The organism is Amycolatopsis sp. A1MSW2902 (genome assembly GCF_017312175.1).
GTDB classification, from domain to species: Bacteria; Actinomycetota; Actinomycetes; order Mycobacteriales; family Pseudonocardiaceae; genus Amycolatopsis; species Amycolatopsis nivea.
Genome location: NZ_QJPO01000001.1, coordinates 222,047 through 244,715 on the forward strand (window position 1 = coordinate 222,047; position 22,669 = coordinate 244,715).

Genomic DNA, 22,669 nt, shown 5'->3' on the forward strand with positions numbered 1-22,669 from the left:
ATGGGCACTGTGGACGAGGCCTACGCGCACTGCGCGGCGGTCACCAAGGAACAGGCGCGCAACTTCTATTACGGAATCCGGTTGCTGCCGCCGGACAAACGCGCGGCGCTGTGCGCGGTGTATGCGCTGGCCCGGATCATCGACGACATCGGCGACGACACGGAAGCGTCCGCCGAGACCAAGCTGCAGGGGCTCGCCGGGGTCCGGAAATCGCTCGGTGACCTGTCCGCGACCGCGGATCCGGTGTACGTCGCGGTCGCCGACGCGGCGCGCCGGTACCCGATTCCGCTCGGCGCGTTCGAGGAACTGCTCGACGGCGTCGAGATGGACGTGACCGGGCGCGAGTACGTGCGGTTCGAGGAACTGGTCGAGTACTGCCGGTGCGTGGCGGGTTCGGTCGGGCGGCTGTGCCTCGGCGTGTTCGGCAGCCGTCCGGAGCCGAACGCTCCGGTGTACGCCGACGAACTCGGGATTGCCTTGCAGCAGACCAACATCCTCCGCGACATCCGCGAGGACCTGCTCAACGGCCGCGTGTATCTGCCCAAAGAGGACCTCGACCGGTTCGGCGTCGAGTTGTCCGTCGGCGCGGACGGGAAGCTCGCCGACCCAGACGGCGGGCTCACCGCGCTGATCCACGACAGCGCCGCGCGGGCCCGCGACTGGTACTCCCGCGGTCTCCGCCTGGTGCCCTCTTTGGACGGTCGCAGCGCCGCGTGCTGCACCGCGATGTCGGGCATCTACCGCACCCTGCTGGACCGGATCGACGAACAGCCCGCGCGCGTGTTCGACCGCAGGCTTTCGTTGTCCGGCCGGGAAAAGGCGGTGGTGGCGTTCCGGGCGCTGACCGGGATCGGCCGATGACCGCCCCGGTCGCGGTGGTCGGCGGCGGGCTCGCGGGCATCGCCACCGCACTCGCCTGCGCCGACGCCGGACGGCCGGTGACGCTGTTCGAGGCGCGGCCGCACCTGGGCGGGCTCACGCATTCGTTCGCTCGCGGCGAGTTGCGGGTCGACAATGGACAGCACGTGTTCCTCCGCTGCTGCACCGCTTATCGCGCGCTGCTGGACCGGCTCGGCGTCGCGGACCGGGTGACGTTGCAGCCTCGGCTGGAAATCCCGATCCGCCTGCCGGGCGCGGCCGCGCCGACCTGGCTGCGCCGCGACGACCTGCCCGCGCCGCTGCACCTGGCCACTTCGCTGCTGCGCTACGACCCGCTGCGCCCGCTCGACCGGGCCCGGTTCGCGCTCGCGGCGCTCGCGTTGCGCCGGGTGAACCCGAAGGCGGACCGCACCGACCGGCAGTCCTTCGGGGAATGGCTGCGGCGGCACGGACAGAGCGCGGCGGCGATCGAAGCGTTGTGGGATCTGGTCGGCGTGGCAACGCTGAACGCGACGGCCGATGACGCGTCGCTCAGTCTCGCCGCGACAGTGTTCCAGGAGGGGCTGCTCACCGATCCGGCCGCCGCCGACATCGGCTGGTCGCTGGTGCCGTTGCGGGAACTGCACGGCGATCCGGCGCGCGAACGGCTGACCGAGGCCGGGGCGGACGTCCGGCTCGGCACGAAGGTGCGCGCGATCAGCGAAGGCTGGCGGGTCGTCACCGATCGCGGCGAGGAGGAGTTCAGCCAGGTCGTGCTCGCCACGCCCCCGCCGGTCACCGAACAGCTCGCGCCCGCCGGGGCGATCGGGCTGCCGCCGGGCTGGTCCGGCGGGCTCGGCAGCTCGCCGATCGTGAACGTGCACGTGGTGCTCGACCGGAAAGTGCTCGACGAACCGTTTGTCGCGGGCGTGCGCACGCCGGTGCAGTGGGTGTTCGACCGAACGCGGCAGTCCGGTTTGGACTCCGGGCAGTACCTCGCGATGTCGCTGTCCGCCGCGGACGCGCAGATCGACCTGCCCACCGCGAAACTCCGCGAACAGTTGCTGCCCGAGCTGCTGGCGCTGCTGCCTGAGGCGCGCGGCGCGCAGGTGCTCGACTTTTTCGTCACCCGCGAGCGGCACGCGACGTTCCGGCCCGGTCCCGGCACCGCCTCGCTGCGCCCGCCCGCGCGCACCGCGCTGCCCGGCATGTACCTGGCGGGCGCGTGGACCGCGACCGGATGGCCCGCCACGATGGAGGGCGCCGCGCGCAGTGGCGCAGCCGCGGCCGCCGCCCTTCTTCAGCACAACGGTAAGAGGGAGGGAGTCGGAGCATGACCGCCAATCTGTTTTCTGCCGAGAAAACGCGTTCAGCGGCGCCGCCGGTGCTCGGCAGCGCGCGGGACGTCGTGCAGCCAGCGTTGCGCGCCGCCGTCGACCGGCTGGACGACACCAGCCGCGCGATCAGCGCCTACCACCTCGGCTGGACCGACCCGAACGGCGTGCCGGTCCAGGGCAACGGCGGCAAGGCCGTGCGTTCGGCGCTCGCCTTGGTGTCCGCGCGGGCCGCCGGCGCGCCGGTGGAAGTCGGGGTGCCCGGCGCGGTCGCGGTGGAACTGGTGCACAACTTCTCGCTCGTCCACGACGATCTGATGGACGGCGACACCGAGCGCAGGCACCGGCCGACGGTGTGGGCGCTGTGGGGGTCCGCGAGCGCGATCCTGACCGGGGACGCGATGCTCGCCCTCGCCCAGGAAGTGGTGCTGGACAGCGGTTCCCCGCACGCGGTCGCGGCCGGGCGGCTGCTCACCGAGACCACGCGACGGCTCATCCACGGCCAGTTCCTGGACGTCGCGTTCGAGCAGCGCGACGACGTCGTGCTCGCCGAATGCGTGACGATGGCGGCCGGGAAAACCGGTGCGCTGCTGTCCGCCAGCGCCGCGATCGGGGCCGTGCTCGCCGGCGCGCCCGCCGAGGTGGTCGACGCGCTGGCGGTGTTCGGCGAGGAGATCGGCCTCGCGTTCCAGCTCGTCGACGACGTGCTCGGCATCTGGGGCGATCCGGCGGTCACCGGGAAATCGGTGTACTCCGACCTGCGGGCGCGCAAGAAGTCGCTGCCGATCACCTACGCGACTACGCACGGCGGCGCGGCGGGACGCCGGCTGGCGGAGTGGCTCGCCGGAGACGACGACACCGACCTCGCGCGGATCGCCGCGCTGGTGGACGACGCGGGCGGCCGCGAGTGGGCCACCGCGGAAGCGGCGCGGCACGTCGCCACCGCGGAGCAAGCGCTGGCCGCCGTCCCGCCGGGCCCGCGCGACGACCTCGTCTCGATCGCCCGTTTCATCGCCGGAAGGGAAGCGTGATGACCCAGACCGTCCCCCGCACGTCCGCGCCCGCCGCCCGCACCGCCTCGGACACCGTCGCGTCGGCCGTCGAGTTCCTGCGCCGCGAGCAGGACCGCGCCGGATGGTGGAAGGGCGAACTCGCCACCAACGTCACGATGGACGCCGAGGACCTGCTGCTGCGGCACTTCCTCGGCATCCTCACCCCGCAGATCGCCGAGGAGTCCGCGCGCTGGATCCGCTCGCAGCAGCGCGCCGACGGCACCTGGGCGAACTTCCCGGACGGCCCGGCCGACCTGTCCACGACGGTCGAAGCGTGGGTCGCGCTCCGGTTGGCCGGCGATCCGGCGGACGCCCCGTGGCTGGCCACGGCAGCGGAGTGGATCCGCGAGCAGGGCGGGATCGAGGCGACGCGGGTGTTCACCCGGATCTGGCTCGCGATGGTGGGCCAGTGGTCGTGGGACGACCTGCCGAGCCTGCCGCCCGAGCTGATCTTCCTGCCGTCGTGGTTCCCGCTCAACGTCTACGACTTCGCCTGCTGGGCCCGGCAGACCATCGTGCCGCTGACCATCGTCGGCACCCTGCGCCCGGTACGGAAGCTGCCGTTCGATGTCGCCGAACTGCGCACCGGCAAGCGTCCGCCGAAGACGCGCGCGCCGTGGACGTGGGACGGCGTGTTCCAGAACCTCGACACCGCGCTGCACGCCTACGCGAAACTGCCGCTCAACCCGGTGCGGAAGCTCGCGATCAAACAGGCCGCGGAGTGGATCCTTGCGCGGCAGGAAGCGGACGGTTCGTGGGGCGGGATCCAGCCGCCGTGGGTGTACTCGATCCTCGCGCTGCACCTGCTCGGCTACTCGCTCGACCATCCCGCGCTCAAGGCCGGGATCGCCGGGCTCGACGGGTTCACCATCCGCGAGAAGACCGAACAGGGCTGGGTGCGCCGGCTCGAAGCGTGCCAATCTCCGGTGTGGGACACCGCGTTGGCGATGACCGCGCTGCTCGACGCGGGCGTCTCCCCCGGCGACCAAACCCTGGTGCGCGCCGCGGATTGGATGCTGGGCGAGGAGATCCGGGTGCCGGGCGACTGGGCGGTGCGGCGGCCCTCGCTGAAACCGGGCGGGTTCGCGTTCGAGTTCGCGAACGACGGCTATCCGGACACCGACGACACCGCCGAGGTGGTGCTTGCGCTGCGGCGGATGGGCAAACCGGACCACCTGCGGATCCGCGAGGCGGTCGACCGGAGCGTCGCGTGGCTGGAGGGGATGCAGTCCAGCGACGGCGGCTGGGGTGCGTTCGACGCGGACAACACGCATGTGCTGACCACTCGGCTGCCGTTCTGCGATTTCGGCGCGGTGATCGATCCGCCGTCGGCGGACGTGACCGCGCACGTGGTCGAAATGCTGGCCGCGGAAGGGAAATCCGGCAGCCGCGAATGCCGTCGCGGGATCCGGTGGCTGTGGGACAACCAGGAAGAGGACGGCTCGTGGTTCGGCCGGTGGGGCGCGAACTACGTGTACGGCACGGGCGCGGTGGTGCCCGCGCTGGTCGCGGCCGGCGTCACTGGTGCTGACCCGCGGATCCGGCGTGCGGTGAAGTGGCTGGCCGAGCACCAGAACGACGACGGCGGGTGGGGCGAGGATCTGCGGTCCTACGACGACCGGGCGTGGGCTGGGCGCGGTGACTCGACGCCATCGCAGACCGCGTGGGCGTTGCTGGCGCTGCTGGCTGCCGGGGAGCGGGAGTCCACTGTGGTCACGAGGGGTGTCCAGTGGCTGGTCGAACGGCAGCGGCCGGACGGCGGCTGGGACGAGGACAAGCACACCGGGACCGGGTTTCCCGGCGACTTCTACCTGTCGTATCACCTGTACCGCGTGGTATTCCCGCTGTCCGCACTCGGCCGGTACGTACGGGGCGGGTCATGACCCCGATCGTCTGCACCCCGTTGCGGATCGAGCAGGCCGCCTTGCGCGGTCCCGGTCCGCGGACGGTCCACACCGGACTCGGGCCTCGCCGGGCCGCCGCCGCTGCGGCCCGGCTCCCGTCCGGTCCGCGGATCGTCGCGGGGATCGGCGGCGGGCTCACCCCGTCGGTACGGCCGGGGGACGTGGTGGTCGCCACCGAGGTGCGCGGTCCGTCCGGAGTGGTGCCGGTGCCGTCCGCGCCGTTGCTGGCGGGTGCGTTGCGCCGTCTCGGGCTCACTGTCCATCTCGGACCCGTGATCGGCAGTTCGCACGTGGTGCGGGAGCGGGAACGCGCTTCGCTGGCTTCGAGTGGTGCGCTGGCGGTCGACATGGAGTCCGCGTGGCTCGCGGCCGACGGTGAACCGTTCGCTGTGGTACGCGCCATTGTGGACACTGTCGGTGCGCCGCTGCTGCATCCCTCGACGGTCTCGAATGGACTCGCCGGGTTGCGGAGTCTGCGCCGGGCCGCTCCCGCGATCACCGCGTGGGCTGAAGCCGTGGGGCCGCGAACGGTGTTGCTGGCTAGTCCGCGATCGTTCTGTGCCGGGGTGGAGCGGGCGATCGAGATTGTCGAACGCGCGCTGGAGAAGCACGGCGCGCCGGTGTACGTGCGTCGGCAGATCGTGCACAACACCCACGTCGTGCACCAACTGCAGGGGCGCGGCGCGGTGTTCGTGGACGAGGTGGAGGAAGTTCCGGAAGGCGCGACGCTGGTGTTCGCCGCCCACGGAGTCTCCCCGGCGGTTCGGCGCGCCGCGGCGGATCGCGGGCTGTCCGTAGTGGACGCGACCTGTCCGCTGGTTACCAAGGTGCACAACGAAGTCCGCCGTTACACCGGTCGCGGCGAGACTGTGTTCCTCATTGGACATGCCGAGCACGAGGAGGTCGAAGGAACGGTCGGGGAAGCGCCCGACAATGTGGTGGTCGTCGGCGATGTCGCAGCCGCCCGGACGGTCACCGTGCGCGACCCGTCGCGAACCGCTTACACCATGCAGACCACGCTGGCGCTTGACGAGGCCGAAGAGATCGCTTCCGTGCTGCGCGAACGATTCCCCGGCCTTTCCTCGCCGCGCAAGGACGACATCTGTTACGCCACCACCAACCGGCAGCAGGCTTTGCGCGCGATCGCCCGTGACGTGGATCTGGTGCTGGTGGTGGGTTCCGGAAACTCGTCCAACTCGCGGCGGCTCGTGGAGGTCTCCGAACGGGAAGGCACCCCGGCGGTGCTGGTGGACGGTTGCGGCGACGTCGACCTGCGTCGGCTCGCCGGGGCCGGGCGGATCGGGCTCACCGCGGGAGCGTCCGCGCCGCCGCGTCTGGTGTCCGAAACAGTCGAGGCCCTTCGCGGATTGGGTCCGGTCAGTGTCGCGGAAAACGCGCTGACAGAAGAAGAAATGACGTTCACCCTACCTCGGGAGGTGCTCTGAGCGATGGCCATGCCGTTGCGCCAGTCTCTTCGGCTGGGCGGTTACCTGATGAAGCAGAAGCTGATGCGCAAGGAGAAGTTCCCGCTCCTGGTCGAGCTGGAACCGCTCTTCGCGTGCAATCTCAAATGCGGCGGCTGCGGCAAGATCGCGCAGCCGCACACCCTGCTGAAACAGCGGATGCCGGTGGAGCAGGCGGTCGGGGCGATCGAGGAGAGCGGCGCGCCGATGGTGTCGATCGCGGGCGGCGAACCGCTGATGCACCCGCAGATCGACGAGATCACCCGGCAGCTGCTCGCCCGCAACAAGATCATTTTCCTGTGCACCAACGCGCTGCTGCTGCCCAAGCACATCCACAAATTCAAACCGCACCGCAATTTCGCGTGGATGGTGCACATCGACGGCCTCGAAGACCGGCACGACGCGTCGGTGCGCAAGGAGGGCGGTTTCCAGGCGGCGGTCGACGCGATCAAGCTCGCCAAGGAAAAGGGCTTCCGCGTCATGACCAACACGACGTTCTTCACCGGGGACACCCCGCAGGACGTCATCGACGTGCTCGACTACCTGAACGATCTCGGCGTGGACAACATGCAGATCTCGCCGGGGTACGCGTACGAGAAGGCCCCGGACCAGGACCACTGGCTCGGCGTGCAGCAGACCCGCGAACTGTTCGCCAAGGCTTTCGGCGGCGGCAACCGGAAACGCTGGCGGCTCAACCATTCGCCGGTGTTCCTCGATTTCCTCGAGGGCAAACGCGACCTGGAATGCACGCCGTGGGGCATCCCGTCGTATTCGCTGCTCGGCTGGCAGCGTCCGTGCTACCTGCTGGACGACGGCTACGCGGAGACCTACCGGGAACTCATCGAAACCACCGAATGGGAGAACTTCGGCCGCGGCAAGGATCCGCGCTGCTCGAACTGCATGGCGCACTGCGGCTACGAACCCACCGCGGTCATCGCCACCCTCGGCTCACTGAAAGAGTCCGTCCGGGCCGCCGTCGGCCACTGACCCGCAGCCCGTGAAGGGCCCCTTGAGGGAGGCTGATTCCTTCAAGGGGCTTTTCATTTGCCGGACGGACAGCCGGCGTGCCATGATGAGCGCATGCGTGCGCAGCGATTTCTTCGCCCCCGGGGAGTGCCCGGGGGCTGCGCGTGCGCGCCGGGTTCCGCCCGCTGACGTCCGCGTCTCCCCACACTGCCCGGGGGTGAAGTCCAGCACTTCACGACCCGAAGGCAGGAACCCGTGGACCCCCTTGACCCCGTCTCGATGCTGCGCCGGATCACCGCGCTGACCGAGGCCGCGCTCGCCGATCTCGCCCAAGCCGGCACTCCGGCCGCCGTCGCTGACGTGCGCCGTTCCGTGCTCGGCAAGTCCAGCCCGCTCGCCGCCGTCCGTCGCGAACTCGGCCGCTGTGACCCGGCCGCCCGAAAGCGGCTCGGCCTCGCGCTTTCCGAAGCACACCAGCGCATTGCCGCTGCGCTGGAAGAAAAGCTCGCCGCGGAAACCGCGCTGGATCGCCCGCTTGATCCCACCATCCCCGGCCTCCCGCCGCCGACCGCCGGACTGCACCCGGTCACCCAGCTCAGATACGACCTCGACGACGCCTTCCGCGCGCTCAACTTCGCGATCGTCGAAGGCCCGGAAATCAGCTCCGCGGAAATGGAATTCGACCGGCTGAACTTCCCCGCCGACCATCCGGCGCGCGAAAGCATGGACACCTACTGGTTGGCCGACGGCCGCTGCCTGCGCCCGCACCTGACCGGCGCGAGCGTCCGATACCTGAGCACGCACGAACCGCCGATCCGGATCGCCTATCCAGGCCGGGTTTACCGCAACGAAAGCACCGACGCCCGGCACGAGCGCGCGTTCTTCCAGTACGAGGTGCTGGTGGTGGACGAAAACGTCCCGCTTGCCACCGCCCGGTTCCTCGTCGACGCCATTCTCGGCACGGTGTTCGGCGAACCGGTGCGGACGCGGATGCGCGCCGGGTACTTCCCTTTCGTGGAGCCAGGTTTCGAGATCGACATGCTCTGCCGGGTGTGCTCCGGACGCGGCTGCCGGACCTGCGGACGGACCGGCTGGCTCGAGGTGATGCCTGGCGGCAGCCCGCATCCGAACGTGCTGCTGGCCGCCGGACTCGACCCGGCGCGGTGGTCCGGCTGCTATCTGAACGTCGGCCTCGACCGGCTGGCGATGATGCGCTACGGCATCGACGACGTCCGGCTGATGCACAGCGCCGACCTCCGCTTCCTCTCCCAATTCGCTTGAAAGGCCCGCTGTCGTGAAGATTTCCCGGGACTGGCTGACCGACTACGTGCCGCTGCCCGGCCGTTCGCCGGACCAGCTGGCACACGAGTTGACCTTGAAGACCGTCGAAGTCGAGGGTTACGACGTGATCGACGACGACGTCGTCTTCGAGATCGACAACAAATCCCTCACCCATCGCCCCGATCTGTGGGGGCACTATGGCATCGCCCGCGAGCTGTCTGTCCTCTATGGACTCCCGATGACTCCGCTCCCCCGGGTCGCCCGGCCGCCGAACACCACCGGCCTCACCCTGGCCGATCCCGCTTGGCACCGGCGGATGCTTGCCCTGCAGTGCACAGTGGACAGTTCCGTGCCAACTCCGGCTTTCGTCCGCGACCGGCTCCGGCGCATCGGTGAACCAAGCCGGGACCTGTGCGCCGATCTGAGCGCGTATGTGATGTACGCCGTCGGACAACCAAGCGACGTCCGCGCTTCCAGTGCGTCAGTCGTGCTGGAAATCCCGACTCTGCTTCCCAGCCGAGCCCGCCGCAGCGCCCGCACCGAAGCTTCGGTACGCCAAGAGAAAGGCCTCGATACTCAACGCGCCGACCAAGCCGCCGATCTCTTCCTCCACCTCCTGACCGAAGCCGACCCGTCGGCCGCAGCACTCGGCGTGGAAGACATCCTCCTCGCCGCGACCCGACGAGCCGAAATCAAGATCAGCCTCGCGGAAATCGAACGCCGGATCGGCATCCGGCTGCCCCCGGACGAAATCCTGCGCATCCTCCGCGACCTCGGCTGCACCGCCGAAATCACCGGGGAGCTGCTGCGCGTCGTCGCTCCGTCGTGGCGTTCCACTGGCGATCTCTCGCTCCCCGTCGACATCGTCGAGGAGCTGGCCCGGATCCACGGCTTCGACGCGCTGCCCGCGCCGCGGCCCGTCGTGCAGCTGGCCCCGCGCCCTCGGCTCCCCTTGAACCGCCAGGTCCGGGAGGTGCTCGCCGCCCGCGGCGGGGCAACCGAAGTGCTGACCTACCCGTGGTCCGCCGACCACCTGCTCGCCGCGTGCGGACTCGACGCCGACCTCACGATCGACCACCCGCCGGCGCCGGATCGCGCCCGGTTGCGCCCGTCGGTGATCCCGAACCTGCTCGAAGCCGCGGCCGCCAACCTGCGCTACTACGACGAGTTCAGCCTCTTCGAAGTCGGCACCGTCTTCGCCGCGGGCGAGCGGACGTCCGCCGGAATCCTGCTCGCCGGACCGGACGGGGCCGACCTGTTCCGCCGGGCCAAAGGGCTGGCCGAGCTGATCCGCCGGTACTGCCATCTCATCGCGCTGGACCTGTCCGGCACCCCCGGCCCGGCCTGGACCGACCCGTCGGCCCGGCTCGCGATCCGCCCGGCCGGGACGCTGGCGCTGGTCCGGCCTGCGGTGCTCCGGGCGGCGGGCATCGACCGGGGCGCGATCGCCTGCGTCGAACTGGACCTCGACGCACTGCGGACGCACCCGTCCCGCGAGAACCGCTACACCCCGGTCGGCGACCTGCCCGAATCGGACTTCGACCTGTCCGTCCTCGCGGCCGACACCGTGCCGTGGTCGCTGGTCGCCGAGACCGCGACGCAGGCCCACGCCTTGGTGCAGCGAGTGGCGTACGTCGGCGAGTACCGGGATTCGAGAATTCCGGCCGACCACCGTTCGCTCACCTTGCGGGTCACCCTCCGCCCGAGGTCCGCGACGCTGACCGCGGGCGAAATCGCCGCCGCCCGCTCCGAAGTGCTGGCTGCACTGGAGCGGGCGGGGGCGCGGTTGCGGTGAGCCTCAGCCGAGACCAGATTGGGCGATGACGTGCGCGATGCGGATCCGTACTGCGGTGAATCCACTGTGGACGAACGAATCGGCAAGGTCCACTGCGGACTGACCCGGGTAGTAACGCTCGGCGATCCCCGCCGCGACGCGCCTGATCTGGTCCGGCTCGGCAGAAACCCGAGCCTGCCCTTCGACAGTCACGAAGCTGTACGGCTGCCGCTCGTCGCTCACGCAGACCGCGACCCGGCCGTCCCGCGCAAGGCTTTTGCCCTTGACGCTCCCCGGCGACAGGGCGAAGGCAAGTTCGTCGCCGTCGAGGACGAAGCAGATCGGCGTGACGTGCGGACGTCCGTCAGCACGAGTGAGGGCCAGGTGCGCAAGCCTCGTGCCCTCGGAGAGGAAGGCGCGCCATTCGCTGTCGGTCATGGTCGTCATCAGTGGGTTCCTTTCTCGGTTGACTGACGCTCGCGAAGTCGTCCAGCGACAGCTTGCTGGGCAAGGAAAAGCAGAGTTCCGGCGGCGAAAGCCACGACACCCAGCCAAGTTCGGCCAGCTTGCTCAAGCAACGCCGTACCGAGCATCGGGCCGAGGACCGCACCAAGGCTCCAAGCACTCGACGCGACACCCATGTACCCGCTGCGCAGATCAGGCGGCGCAAGAGCAGCGAACGTCGCACCGAACTGGACCGCCAACCCGATCTGCCCGAGGCTGAGAACAAGAATCGCGACGGCGTAGCCAGCAATGCTTTGGGACATGGCGGCCAGACCGCCGCCAACGCCCGCCAACAACATCGAGGTAGCAAGCACTGTCGCGCGGTCGCGATTCGCCAATACCGCGGCAGCTAACGGTTGCAGGACAACGATGGCGAACCCGTTGAGCGCCAGCACGGAACCGTAAGTCGCGGAACTGAACTGCTGCGCGGTCATCAACAACGGCAATGTGGCGAACGCCTGCATCAACAACGTGAAACAGCCGACGTGGATCAGCGTCATGGTCCGCATGAGACGGTCCGCTCGCAACACTGGCAGCAGTGCGCGTCGCCCATGGCTCGGTCCAGAATGAGTCTCTGGCACGGCAGTCACCACAATCACTGCAGCAACCAGCATCGCGAACGCGTTCAACCAGAAGAGCAGCCCGTAGCCGCGAGCCGCCAACACCCCGGAAACCGTTGCCGCGACGGCATATCCGAGGTTCGCCGCCCAATAAAGCAAACTGTACGCGCGCACCCGCTGCTCCGGCGGAAGGTCCGCCACCGCTGCCGATCCCGCCGGACGGAAGAGCCCAGCAGCGAGACCGTAGCCCACCGCCGTTGCCCAGATGACCGGCGTCGCGGCGGCGGATCCCAAGGCGGCCAACGCGATCGCTGTCCCAAGGAACCCGAGGAGCATCGTCCTCCGCCGCCCGATCCGGTCCCCCAGCCAGCCCCCGAGCAGCTGCGACCCGAAGTCGCCGATGCCCACCGCCGCTACCACGGCGCCCGCCGCCGTCGGGGTCATCCGCTGTTCCTGCGTCAGGTACAGCACCAGCATCGGCTGCACGAACGCGCCGCCCCGGGCGACGAGGTGGCACGCCCCCAGCGTCCACGCGAGCGACGGCAGCTTGCGAGTTCTCCCGGCGGTGATCGTTGCGACTGTCATGGCAACGACGCTAAGAGCGCCAGGAGATTAAGAAAAGCGATTGTTTACGATTAAATCCATCGTGAACAGTAATATACTGGGCTCATGGCCGACTTCGACCTGCGCCAGCTGACGACGATGCTCGCGATCGCCGAGGAGGGAACGTTCTCCCGGGCGGCGACCCGGCTCGGCTACACGCAATCGAGCGTGAGCCAGCACATCGCCGCCCTGGAACGAACCCTCGGCGGCGCGGTCTTCGATCGCCCGGGCGGCCCGCGCCCCGTGCGGATCACGCCGCTCGGCGCCGTGGTGCTCGAACACGGCCGGGAGGTGCTGGCGAAAGCCGAAGCGCTGGGCCAGGCGGTCGACCGCTTCAAGGCCGGTGAAGGCCGCATCGACGTCGGCACCCTGCAGAGCGTCTCGCACGCGATCCTGCCGACCGTGCTGCGCCTCCTGCGCGAGGAACACCCCCGCTGCGAGATCCGGCTCTCGGAACCCGACGAGCCTCGGCTCGGCGAACTGGACCTGCTGTTCCACGACGGTCTCATCAGCGAAGACACGGAGCACGTCCTGCTGATGGAAGATCCCTACCTGGCCGTCGCACCTCCGGACACGCTGCCGGCGGGTCCGGTGCCCGCGCGGGAACTGGACGGCAAGCCGATGGTGGCCTGGCCGTCGACCTGCGACCAGCCCAGGCTCGAGCAATCCCTCGCGGAGGCCGGGGCCCGCCCGCGCATCGTGTTCCGCTCCGCGGGCAGCGAGACGATCCTGTCGATGGTGCGCGCCGGAATGGGCCTCGCGGTCCTGCCCTGGCTGGCGATCCACCAGGTCGTCTGCCGCGACTGCGGCGCGATCCACGGCCCCGAGGGATGGCCGGACCTGCAGGTCCACGACCTCGACCCGACCCCGGCGCGCTCGATCTACCTGCACTGGCCGCGCGGGCGGGACGCCGAGTCGCCCCTCGCGGCACAGACCATCGAGACGGCCGTCGAAGTGGCGCGGGAGCTGGCTCGGCAGGCTCCTGCCGTTCGGCCCTGACCCGGCGGGTGTTCCGAACGGCCTCGGGCTGCCCGACGATTCGCCCGCGAACCGACCGGGCAAGCCCACGCCCAGCCGGATACTGCTTTCCGCATCCGCGACCGGACCGCACGCCGCTGACTTGACGGAACCTTCCACACCCGCGCCGCCCGGCAATCCGACGCCGCCGGATCGAGCGCGCCCTCGACAGCAGGCATCGCCGAATCCCGCGCGAACCCACCCCGCATCACCAGGTCGAGGCCGCCCCACGCACCCCCGACCGTCCAGGTCAGGCGACCGTCGCGTCCACCGTGACCTCGATGCTCCCGCCCAGCGCCTTCGAGTACGGGCAGGTCTGGTGCGCGGCCGCGGCCAGCGTGTCGGCGGTCTCCTGGTCGATCCCCGTCAGCTCCAGGTGCAGCGCGGCGCTGAGCCAGAAGTTCGCCTCGTCGTGGTGCAGGGTCACGTCCGCGACCACCGCGAGGTCGGCCAGCTTCACTTTCCGCTGCGCCGCGGCGATCCGCACCGCGCCCATGAAACACGACGACCAGCCGGCCGCGAGCAGCTGCTCCGGGTTCGTCGCGCCACCGTTGCCGCCCAGTTCCTTCGGGATGGCGAACTTCAGGTCGAGCGCGCCGTCGGACGAAACCGCGCGTCCCCCGTTGCGGCCTTCGCCGGTGGTGGTGACGACGGCGGTGTAAGTGGTTTCAGACATGGCTTTCCCTTTCCAGAACTTTTCAGAATCCGCTGAGGACGGTGCCGGTCAGCGCCGCCAGTGCGCCGAGAACTTCGCGGAACGCCAGGGTGATCGAGTCCATCGGACGTGACCTTTCAGCAGGAGACCGGGCCGGTCTCGGCGACGAGAGAACCTTCGCACGCACATTCGTCACCGGTCAAGATGGTTACGCATTTCTGTGATCCGCTACTCATAACCCCCTAGACTGGTTAGAGTTCCTTGCGTCGTGATTCATCACCTGTCAGACTGGTGCGCATGGAGCACGCCTTCCCCTGCGGGAACCCGGCACTGGACTTCGTCGGCACGCTGCGGGCCCGCCGCAACGACGAGCCGGCCGAGATGCTGGGGTCGCCGCGCAGCCTGGACGCCTGGTTCCGCGAGTCTGGGGTCACCGGTGCCGATCCGGGGAGCACGGCCGCCGACCTGGCGGGGGCGATCGCGGTCCGGGAGGCGATCTACGCCCTGGTCGCGGCCCGACTCGTCGGCCACGAGTACGACCCGGAGGCGTTGACGCTGCTCAACGAGGCAGCCGCGCAGCCGGACGCGGTCCCGCAGCTGACCCGGGCCGGACGGCAGGTCCGGGCGACCGCGGCGCAAGCGTTGTCCACCGTGGCCCGGGCCGCGATCACGATCCTGGGCGGTCCGGACGCGGACCTGCTGAAGGAATGCGGACGACCGGAATGCACCCAGGTTTACCTGGACCATTCGCGCGGATCACGACGCGAATGGTGTGCGATGGCCACCTGCGGAAACAAAATGAAGGCCGCGGCTTACCGGGCACGACGGCGAGGAAATCCGCCGCTGACCCCATCCCGGCAATCCTGACCCAGCCAGCGAAGCGAACGCCTCCCGGCAGATCAGCACTCGCCGGTCCGGCACTCCTGGCTTCCGGATGCCGAAGCACGTTCCGTCCCCGGCTGCTCCCGTTCCGCCCGCCAACGCCCGAATTCCTCGCCCTGGGCAGGAGATTCCGCGATGAGTCCCCGGCGCCGCATCGTCCGGATGCTTCGCCCCAGCCGCGCAGCCACCTCGCGTTGCGCTGAGCCAGGAACAGCGCGGGCAAATCCACCAGCAGTCGCGTCATCGGTTCCAGGCGAGGATGTCGCAGCGGTGGTTCAAGCACCATGGCCGGGCGCGGGGAAACTCGGCCAGGGGCTCCGGCTCGGCGGCAGCCGGTCAGTCCGCTGAACAGGACTGCCGCTGAGCCGGTAAAGGCAACTGCGCTCGCCGGGACCGCCCCCACCGATGCTCACGTCTCGTCGAGCGCGACCTGCTCCCGGTGGCCCACGAGACCGGCATGGTCCCCTGCTCCCCGCTGGCTGGCGGCGTCCTGACCAGCAAGCACACCCGCGCCGACCTGACCGCGGCCACCCCCGGCGAGAGCGACCCGCCCTCGGCGCGGTCGCCGAACGCAACCTGGCGCGGTTCGTCATTCCACGCTAGGCGCTCGCCAGCGCCCCCAGCCGCACAGCGACCCGGCCGCCGAGGTTCTCGCCCCCGCGAACACCTCAACCATTCAGTTGAGCATTTCCGGTCGAATACCTTCAACCCTCCGGAAGTCGGGGATTTCGACGACCGGGCAGAATCGCTGCACCGGACCACCCGGACCGGCCGCTTTCCGTGCGCTCGCGCAGGTTCTCACGGTCCATTATAGACAGTCCAGGGCGGACGAAATCACGCTGGGTGGCCATGATCCGCGCCAGGCCACCCGTCCGGCGCAATCAACGGAAAGCCGTCCGGTAAAACCACAAGCGAGAGTGGTCCGGGGTGACAACGTTGACGGATAACCACTGCCCCGCCTTTCTTTGCCAGCTGTTGACCTTTCCCGAGCGCCGGGCGTATGGTCTAGACCAAGAAGCCCACCCCCTTCGCTCATCCCCCGCGCGGGCCGGCTCCCGGAAAGCCGGTGCGTCGCTTTGTCGTACCCGCACGGGGAAACGAGCATTCCCCGAAGGAGCTGTCCATGAAAGCGAACCGGAAACTCGTCGCGGCCGCGGTCGGCACGGCGATCGCCCCGGTGCTCGTGCTGATCAGCCCGGCAGGCATCGCCAGCGCGCACGGGTACGTCAACGCGCCGGCGAGCCGGCAGGCCCAATGCGCGCAAGGAACCGTTTCCTGCGGCCAGATCAAGTACGAACCGCAGAGCGTCGAAGGGCCGAAGGGGCTGCACAGCTGCAGCGGCGGCAACGCCCAGTTCGCCGAGCTGAACGACAACAACAAGGGCTGGAAGGCGTCGCCGGTCGGCTCCTCGGTGGCCTTCACCTGGAAGTTCACCGCCCGGCACCGCACGTCCAACTACGAATACTGGATCGGCAACGACAAGATCGCCACCGTGGACGGCGGCGGCCAGCAGCCCCCGGCGACGGTCACCCACAACGTGAACCTCAAGGGGCACACCGGAAGGCAGACGGTGCTCGCCGTCTGGAACATCGCGGACACCGCGAACGCCTTCTACGCCTGCATCGACCTGCAGGTGAGCTGACCCGGAAAGTCCACACCGGACACTGAGGCACGGGCCGTGGCGGCGGCCCGTGCCTCGGCGTGCGTCCGGGCAATTCGCTGGGAATGACAAAACCAGCCAATTTCTCCCGCATTCGTTGACCCGCTTTCCCGGCCGTGACTAGCGTGCCGGTCACCGGAAAAGGGCACGACTCCAGGAGGCGGTTTTCCTTGATTTCCCGGCGAGCATTCCTCGGCGCATCCGCGGCAGCCGCGACATTTCCACTCTGGAACTCCGCGTTCGCCTCCGCGAGCACCCCCGACACCGCGAAGGTCGCTTTCGACGACCGGTCCGGCGCGGGCCAGACCTACGCGTACATCACCGGCACGACGCTGGACAACCGGCTCGTCATCCTGAAAGCCGATGGCACGCCGTACTATCCGCCGTCCCCGGGCAGCGACCACACGCCGCTCGGCGAGGACTGCGCGATCCCGCTCAAGTCGCTTTCCCAGGTCACCGTCCCGAAAATGTACGCAGCCCGGATCTATGTCGCGCTCGACAGCAAACTGGACTTCTTCGTCAACAAGGGCCCGGCGCTCGTGCACCCGAGCTTCCTCGCCGCCGACGACCCGAACTACAACCGGAACTGGTCGTTCTGCGAATTCACGTTCAACAACGACGTGCTGTTCGCCAACATCAGCTACGTCGACTTCGTCGCGATCCCGATCGGCCTGCACCTCACGACGACCGGCTCCGGCGACCAGACTGTCCCCGGACTGCCCGCGCGCTCGCTCGACCCGATCTGCGACGCCCTCAACGCCCAGGGCGGCAAATGGGGCACGCTCATCGAGACCGGCGGCGACGGAAAACCGCTGCGCGCACTGTCCGCGCATTACCGCGCCGACCAATTCGGCGGATACCTCGACGGCTACATCGACGAGGTCTGGAAAAAATACGCCAGCGAGACGCTCACCGTCGACACCCAGGTGCCCGGCCTCGGCGCGTTCACCGGCCAGGTCGGCGCGGACGGCGTGCTCGCCTTCAACAACGGCGAACGCTTCGACAAACCCGCCACGCCGGACGTATGGAGTTGCGACAGCGGACCGTTCGCCATCAAACAAGGCGACAGCGACGCTCGCAAGGCGATCATCCCCCGGCTAGCGGCGGCATTGAACCGCACCACCCTGCGCGACAATCCGAAACAGCCGACCGGCGAGGATCCGGCGAAGTTCTACCAGAACCCGGAAACCAACCACTACGCGCGAATCGTGCACAGCAAACTGCCGGACAACCGCGGATACGCCTTCCCGTACGACGACGTCTCCCCCGGCCCCGACTTCAGCGGTGCCGTCCAGGCCGGCGACCCGGACACGCTCACCATCACCGTCAACGCCTTGCGCTGAGCCAAAAACGTGCCGCGGTCCTTTTCGGACCGCGGCACGGTCATCCGGTGAGATCGCCTTCCCGCTCGTTCTTCGCCGCGTAGAAAGCCAGCTTCTCCTCGTCCACTTCCACGCCGAGCCCCGGCCCGGTCGGCACCCGCAACCGACCGCCGGAAAGCTGCAGCGGTGCGACAATGTCGTCCGCGTGCAGGTAATACATGCTGTCGATCGCCCGCGACAGCACCGGCGTGCTGGCCACCACCGCCAGATGCGCCGCGGTCGCGATCCCGAGTTCGCCGCCGCTGTGCAGATTCATTCCGAGCCCGAACGTTTCGCAATGCGCCGCAAGCGCTTTCGTCGCCGCAATGCCGCCCCATTTGTAAACGTCACCGTGGATCACGTCGACCGCACCCAGCCGCACCGCCGGAGCGAACTCCTCGAACCGGACCACGCACATGTTGGTGCACAACGGAATCCGCACCTTCGCGCGAACCTGGCTCATCCCCTCGATGCCCGCGCACGGGTCTTCGAGATACTCCAGGTCCAGTTCCTCCAACGCGATCCCGGCACGGATCGAATCCGGCACCGACCACGCGGCATTGGGATCGACCCGCAACTCGATCTCCGGCAACGCCCTCCGCAGCTCCCGCAGAATCCGGACATCTCCCCGAACGTCGCGCGTACCCTTCAATTTCACCGCAGAGAAGCCGCCCTCGGCGACCACTCTCGCCGCATGCTCGGCCAACCCTTGCGCGAGTTCTTCCCCTTCCGCACCAGGCGCGTCGGCGCGAGTGATCAACGCCGTGATCGGCACCTCGGTCCGCACCGCCCCGCCCAGCAGGTCAGTGACGGACTGCCCGGTGACCCGCCCGATGAGATCCCAGCACGCGACGTCCAGCCCGGCCAGCGCCGCATATCCCAGATAGCCGTGGAAAAACGGCACCATGTGCTGCCGGCGATGAAACGCTTCGAGCGCGAACGGGCTGGTCCCGATCATGTCCGCGCCCAGTTTCCGGGTCAGCTCCGCGACCGGACGACCCCACATCGTCTCGCCCCAGCCCTCGGCCCCGGTGTCCGTGCGCAGCCGCACCACCGTGCGGGTCTCGCCGGTCTTGGTCTCGAACGAACTGGTGAACGGATTCGTCAACGGCAGATTCACGACCCACACGTCAACGTCGGTGATCTTCATGCCCGCTGCCCCAACGCCGCCGAAACGACCAGCCGAATCGGTTCCAGTTCGACATTGTCCACCGCCGCCTCGGCCCTCGGCATTTCCTCGATCGCCGTCTCGGCATTCAGCAAAACCCGAAACACCCGCGGCAGCACCGTCCGCCCGACGAGATCCTCCGCGAGCGCCGCCGCTTCCGTGCTGTCCATTGTGTACTGTGCAGCCAGATATTCGGCGAGCCGCGAGTACATCACCGCGAACATCGCGTCGTAGTACGCCTTCGCGCTGTCCGGCAACCGCTCGGCAGCCGCGATGCAAAGCCGGCACGTCCGCGCCTGCGACTCCCAGGTCAGCAACTGCTGGAACCGCCCGCAGAACAACGCGACCGCCTCGACCGCGTCGTCCGCGTACGCGTCCGGGGTCATCAGCTTGCCGAGGTACAGCTCGCGGACCAGGTCGAGCACCGCGAGGAACAGCTTGTCCTTGCTCTCGAAGTGCGCGTACAGCGACCGCTTGGACGTCCCCGCGCTGGCCGCGACCGCGTCCATCGACGCCCGTTCGAACCCGGTTTCGAGGAACACGTTCTTCGCCGCCAGCAGGATGTGCTTGCGCAACTCCGCACCCCGCAGCTGCGAACCGCCTTCACGCGCCATCCTTGCCTCCGCCAAAAGTAAACGGTACGGTGGAGTTTACTTCCTGCTCCACCTCTTCGACAGTCTCCTGGAGTGCCCGCATGATCGTCGTCACCGCCCCCACCGGGAACATCGGCAGCCGCGTCCTCGCCGCGGTCGCCGACGGAGCCCGCCCCGTCCGCGCGATCGTCCGCGATCCCGCGAAACTGCCCGCTGACCTGCGCGAACGCATCGACGTCCAGGTCGGTTCACACGGCGATCCCGAGGTCCTCGCCCGCGCCTTCGACGGTGCCGACACCGTGTTCTGGCTAGTCCCGCCCGACCGGCGAGCCGCGAGCGTCGAAGAGGCCTACTCCGGCTTCGCGCGCCCCGCCGTCGAGGCGATCCGCACCCACGGCGTCCGCCGGGTGGTGTCAGTCAGCGCACTTGGCCGCGGCACCGCCTCCGCCGAGCGAGCCGGGCACGTCACCGCCACCCTGGCGATGGACGACCTCATCGCCGACACCGGCGTCGCCTTCCGCGCGCTGGCGAATCCGACCTTTATGGACAATCTGCTGCGCCAAGCGTCGGTGATCAAAGCACAAGGCACCTTCTACGACGTCCTGCCGCCGGATTACGCCGCCCCGACCGTCTGCACGCGCGACATCGCCGCGGTCGCTTCCCGGTTGCTGCTCGATCCATTGTGGACCGGCCGGGAAGAAGTCCCCGTGCTCGGCCCGGAAGACCTTTCGCCCGACCAGGAAGCTGCCATCATCAGCAAAGTGCTGGGCATTTCGGTCAAGTACCAGCAAATCCCGGTCTCCGCACTCGGCGCGCAGGTCCTCGCGAACGGTCACTCCGAGGCGATGGCTCAGTCCATGATGGACATGGCGACCGCGAAGCTGAACCATCTGGACGAGGGCGTGGTCCGAACTCCGCAGCATGCCGTGGAAACGCCGACGACTTTCCGGCAGTGGTGCGAAGAATCCCTCAAGCCCGCGGTGGACAAAGCCTGACCCACTCCTACCGTCCACGGTGGGCCAGCCCGGCCAGAATGTGGTCCAGCCCGCGGCGAAAGGTCCGTTCGTAACGATCATCGGCATGGGGCGTTTCCGCTTCGACCATGATCCGGCTCAGATGCGGATAATCGCCGCTGCCGATGATCAAATCGCCGTACTGCGCCTGCGCCGCCAACCAGGTCGGCATGTCCGTTCCGGACCGCCGAGCCGTTTCCTGTTCGGCCAGCTCGTCGAGGACGTGGCCGCGGACGAACGTCAGCACCGTGCCCACCTGGGCCAAGACCTCGTCCGCGGCCAGGCCCAGCCCGTCCACCGTCGCGTACGCCGCGTCCAACCACGCCAGACTGTTCGGCCCGAGCGCCGGACGAGTCGCGGGCATCGCGGCCAGCCAGGGATGCCGCACCACCAGAGCGCGGTACTCCCCGGCGACCGCGCGCAGGTCCGCCCGCCAGTCCCCAGTCGGCGTCGGCGGTTCACGCTCCCCGAAAGCTGCGTCGATCATCAAGTCGAACAGCTCGTCCTTGGTGGCGATGTAGCGATACAGCGTCGTCGTTCCGGTGCCCATCTCCGCCGCGACCCGGCGCAAAGACACCGCCTCGAGGCCTTCCGCGTCAGCGACCCGGATAGCCGCAGCCGCGAGATCAGCCCGGCTGTGCGCCGGACGCGGTCCCCGGCTCCCACGCTCCGGCCGCAGCCAGATCGGCGGCCGCACGTCGTCAACCATGGCCCGCATTATTGCGAACACTGTGCGCGGTTCGCTAGAGTCGGCTTTATGCGAACACTGTGCCCAGGTAATCGGGCAGACCAGTGACCGAGTACCGCACCGGCTCGGTCATCTCCGCCGACGGAACCGTCATCGGATACCGCCAGCTGGGCAGCGGCCCGGCCGTGCTCCTTCTGCACGGCGGCATGCAGGCAGCGCAGCACCTGATGAAGCTCGCGACCGCGCTTGCGGACGAATTCACCGTCTGCGTACCCGACCGGCGCGGCCGCGGACTCAGCGGACCGCACGGTGCCGAGTACGGGATCGCGCGGGAGACCGAAGACCTGCGCGCCCTGGCTGAAGAAACCGGCGCGGCACGGGTTTTCGGTCTCAGCTCAGGTGCACTCATCGCCCTGCGAAGCGCCCTTTCCGTCCCCGAGATCAGCGCGGTCGCCCTGTACGAACCACCGCTCTCGGTCAACGGTTCGGTGCCACTGGAGTGGGTGCCGCGTTACGAACGCGAACTCGCCCGGGGGCGGCTGTCCCCCGCACTGGCGACGGTTTTGCAGGGATTGGCGATCGAACCGGCGCTCAACCGGATCCCGCGATTCGCACTGGTACCCCTGATGGCGATCGGCGCACGCCTGCAACGCAGATCCAGCGCCGACGTGCCGATCCCGGCCCTCATCCCGACCCACCACTTCGGCATAAAGTTAGTCGAGGAATTGGCCGACACCGCAAGGAATTACGCGGACTTGGGGGCTCGAGTCCTGCTTCTCGGAGGGAGCAAAAGCCCGGCGTTCCTCCGAATCACGCTGGACGAACTTTCCGCCACGATCCCGCACGCACAACGAATCACGTTCCCCGGACTGGGCCATTCCGGCCCAGACGACGACGGTTCCCCGGACCGGGTCGCGGCGGCTTTGCGCACTTTCTTCGCGGCTTGACTGCCCATCCGCCGACTCTCGGCAGGCACCGGAAAGCGATCCAGCACCCGTGCCCCGCGGCGGCTCCCCTTCTCGCGCCGATGCGCTAGGACCCCGCCCCCGCCAACGCGACACGGCTCGGCTCGGCTCACTAACGCGAGGCTGGTCTGTTCCTGGCAACGCGACAGGGGCTCGGCTCGCCAACGCGAGACTGCTGTGTTCCTGGCAACGCGACACGGGCTCCACTCGCCAACGCGAGACTGGCTTGTTCCTGGCAACGCGACACGGGCTCCACTCGCCAACGCGATATGAGCCCATCCGCCGACACGACCCCGTCCGGCAGCACGCGACACCAGCCAGTCCCGGCAAGGCGACCGGAGCCCGCCCTGACGAAGTGATGCGTGCCC

20 protein-coding genes are annotated in these 22,669 nt (G+C 68.9%); 14 read left to right on the forward strand and 6 right to left on the reverse strand.

Annotated features, from left to right (window positions below):
* The 8 genes from hpnD (at position 1) to DMP23_RS01140 (ending at position 10,653) form a co-directional block, all read left to right on the forward strand.
* On the forward strand, positions 1-861 hold the full coding sequence (gene hpnD, locus DMP23_RS01105; protein ID WP_337824338.1) for a presqualene diphosphate synthase HpnD: 861 nt from the start codon (positions 1-3) through the stop codon (positions 859-861).
* Positions 858-2,195, forward strand: coding sequence for a hydroxysqualene dehydroxylase HpnE (gene hpnE, locus DMP23_RS01110; RefSeq protein ID WP_337819858.1), 1,338 nt, complete (start codon positions 858-860; stop codon positions 2,193-2,195). Before hpnD ends, hpnE begins: the two co-directional genes overlap by 4 nt.
* On the forward strand, positions 2,192-3,223 hold the full coding sequence (locus DMP23_RS01115; RefSeq protein ID WP_337819859.1) for a polyprenyl synthetase family protein: 1,032 nt from the start codon (positions 2,192-2,194) through the stop codon (positions 3,221-3,223). Before hpnE ends, DMP23_RS01115 begins: the two co-directional genes overlap by 4 nt.
* Entirely contained in the window at positions 3,223-5,127 is a 1,905-nt protein-coding gene (gene shc, locus DMP23_RS01120; RefSeq protein WP_337819860.1) for a squalene--hopene cyclase, read from the forward strand. Before DMP23_RS01115 ends, shc begins: the two co-directional genes overlap by 1 nt.
* Positions 5,124-6,593, forward strand: coding sequence for a 4-hydroxy-3-methylbut-2-enyl diphosphate reductase (ispH, locus tag DMP23_RS01125; protein ID WP_337819861.1), 1,470 nt, complete (start codon positions 5,124-5,126; stop codon positions 6,591-6,593). Before shc ends, ispH begins: the two co-directional genes overlap by 4 nt.
* A 3-nt stretch (positions 6,594-6,596) precedes the next feature.
* Entirely contained in the window at positions 6,597-7,598 is a 1,002-nt protein-coding gene (gene hpnH / locus DMP23_RS01130) for an adenosyl-hopene transferase HpnH (protein WP_037819406.1), read from the forward strand.
* Positions 7,599-7,832: 234 nt separating this feature from the next.
* Positions 7,833-8,858 (forward strand): phenylalanine--tRNA ligase subunit alpha, encoded by a 1,026-nt coding sequence (locus DMP23_RS01135; protein ID WP_337819862.1) that lies wholly within the window; start codon positions 7,833-7,835, stop codon positions 8,856-8,858.
* Between the two features lie 13 nt (positions 8,859-8,871).
* Positions 8,872-10,653: a hypothetical protein gene (locus DMP23_RS01140; protein WP_337819863.1), complete on the forward strand. Its 1,782-nt coding sequence runs from the start codon at positions 8,872-8,874 to the stop codon at positions 10,651-10,653.
* 3 nt (positions 10,654-10,656) lie between these two features.
* On the opposite strand, the gene DMP23_RS01145 is transcribed toward DMP23_RS01140, so the two are convergent.
* On the reverse strand, positions 10,657-11,079 hold the full coding sequence (locus DMP23_RS01145; protein WP_078870764.1) for a PPOX class F420-dependent oxidoreductase: 423 nt from the start codon (positions 11,077-11,079) through the stop codon (positions 10,657-10,659).
* Entirely contained in the window at positions 11,079-12,281 is a 1,203-nt protein-coding gene (locus DMP23_RS01150) for an MFS transporter (protein WP_337819864.1), read from the reverse strand. Before DMP23_RS01150 ends, DMP23_RS01145 begins: the two co-directional genes overlap by 1 nt.
* Positions 12,282-12,365: 84 nt before the next feature.
* On the opposite strand from DMP23_RS01150, the gene DMP23_RS01155 reads away from it, so the two are divergent.
* Complete coding sequence (locus DMP23_RS01155) at positions 12,366-13,298, forward strand: LysR family transcriptional regulator (RefSeq protein WP_337819865.1); 933 nt, start codon at positions 12,366-12,368, stop codon at positions 13,296-13,298.
* A 268-nt stretch (positions 13,299-13,566) separates the two neighbouring features.
* Here DMP23_RS01155 and DMP23_RS01160 read toward each other — a convergent pair whose 3' ends face one another.
* Positions 13,567-13,992: an Ohr family peroxiredoxin gene (locus tag DMP23_RS01160; protein WP_037819396.1), complete on the reverse strand. Its 426-nt coding sequence runs from the start codon at positions 13,990-13,992 to the stop codon at positions 13,567-13,569.
* Positions 13,993-14,268: 276 nt separating this feature from the next.
* On the opposite strand from DMP23_RS01160, the gene DMP23_RS01165 reads away from it, so the two are divergent.
* The 3 genes from DMP23_RS01165 (at position 14,269) to DMP23_RS01175 (ending at position 17,856) form a co-directional block, all read left to right on the forward strand.
* Positions 14,269-14,838 (forward strand): CGNR zinc finger domain-containing protein, encoded by a 570-nt coding sequence (locus DMP23_RS01165; RefSeq protein ID WP_134734298.1) that lies wholly within the window; start codon positions 14,269-14,271, stop codon positions 14,836-14,838.
* Positions 14,839-15,976: 1,138 nt separating this feature from the next.
* On the forward strand, positions 15,977-16,495 hold the full coding sequence (locus DMP23_RS01170; protein WP_134669873.1) for a lytic polysaccharide monooxygenase auxiliary activity family 9 protein: 519 nt from the start codon (positions 15,977-15,979) through the stop codon (positions 16,493-16,495).
* Positions 16,496-16,683: 188 nt separating this feature from the next.
* On the forward strand, positions 16,684-17,856 hold the full coding sequence (locus tag DMP23_RS01175) for a glycoside hydrolase family 64 protein (protein ID WP_134734297.1): 1,173 nt from the start codon (positions 16,684-16,686) through the stop codon (positions 17,854-17,856).
* 40 nt (positions 17,857-17,896) lie between these two features.
* Here DMP23_RS01175 and DMP23_RS01180 read toward each other — a convergent pair whose 3' ends face one another.
* Both DMP23_RS01180 and DMP23_RS01185 read right to left on the reverse strand, forming a co-directional pair.
* Entirely contained in the window at positions 17,897-19,024 is a 1,128-nt protein-coding gene (locus DMP23_RS01180) for a mandelate racemase/muconate lactonizing enzyme family protein (RefSeq protein WP_337819866.1), read from the reverse strand.
* Positions 19,021-19,656 (reverse strand): TetR/AcrR family transcriptional regulator, encoded by a 636-nt coding sequence (locus tag DMP23_RS01185; protein ID WP_337819867.1) that lies wholly within the window; start codon positions 19,654-19,656, stop codon positions 19,021-19,023. The genes DMP23_RS01180 and DMP23_RS01185 overlap by 4 nt, the downstream gene beginning before the upstream one ends.
* Positions 19,657-19,736: 80 nt before the next feature.
* Between DMP23_RS01185 and DMP23_RS01190 the strand changes: the two genes are divergently transcribed.
* Positions 19,737-20,630 (forward strand): NAD(P)H-binding protein, encoded by an 894-nt coding sequence (locus DMP23_RS01190; RefSeq protein WP_337819868.1) that lies wholly within the window; start codon positions 19,737-19,739, stop codon positions 20,628-20,630.
* Between the two features lie 7 nt (positions 20,631-20,637).
* Here DMP23_RS01190 and DMP23_RS01195 read toward each other — a convergent pair whose 3' ends face one another.
* Positions 20,638-21,357, reverse strand: coding sequence for a TetR/AcrR family transcriptional regulator (locus DMP23_RS01195; protein WP_337819869.1), 720 nt, complete (start codon positions 21,355-21,357; stop codon positions 20,638-20,640).
* Positions 21,358-21,440: 83 nt separating this feature from the next.
* Between DMP23_RS01195 and DMP23_RS01200 the strand changes: the two genes are divergently transcribed.
* On the forward strand, positions 21,441-22,283 hold the full coding sequence (locus tag DMP23_RS01200; protein ID WP_337819870.1) for an alpha/beta fold hydrolase: 843 nt from the start codon (positions 21,441-21,443) through the stop codon (positions 22,281-22,283).
* Positions 22,284-22,669 lie beyond the last annotated feature (386 nt).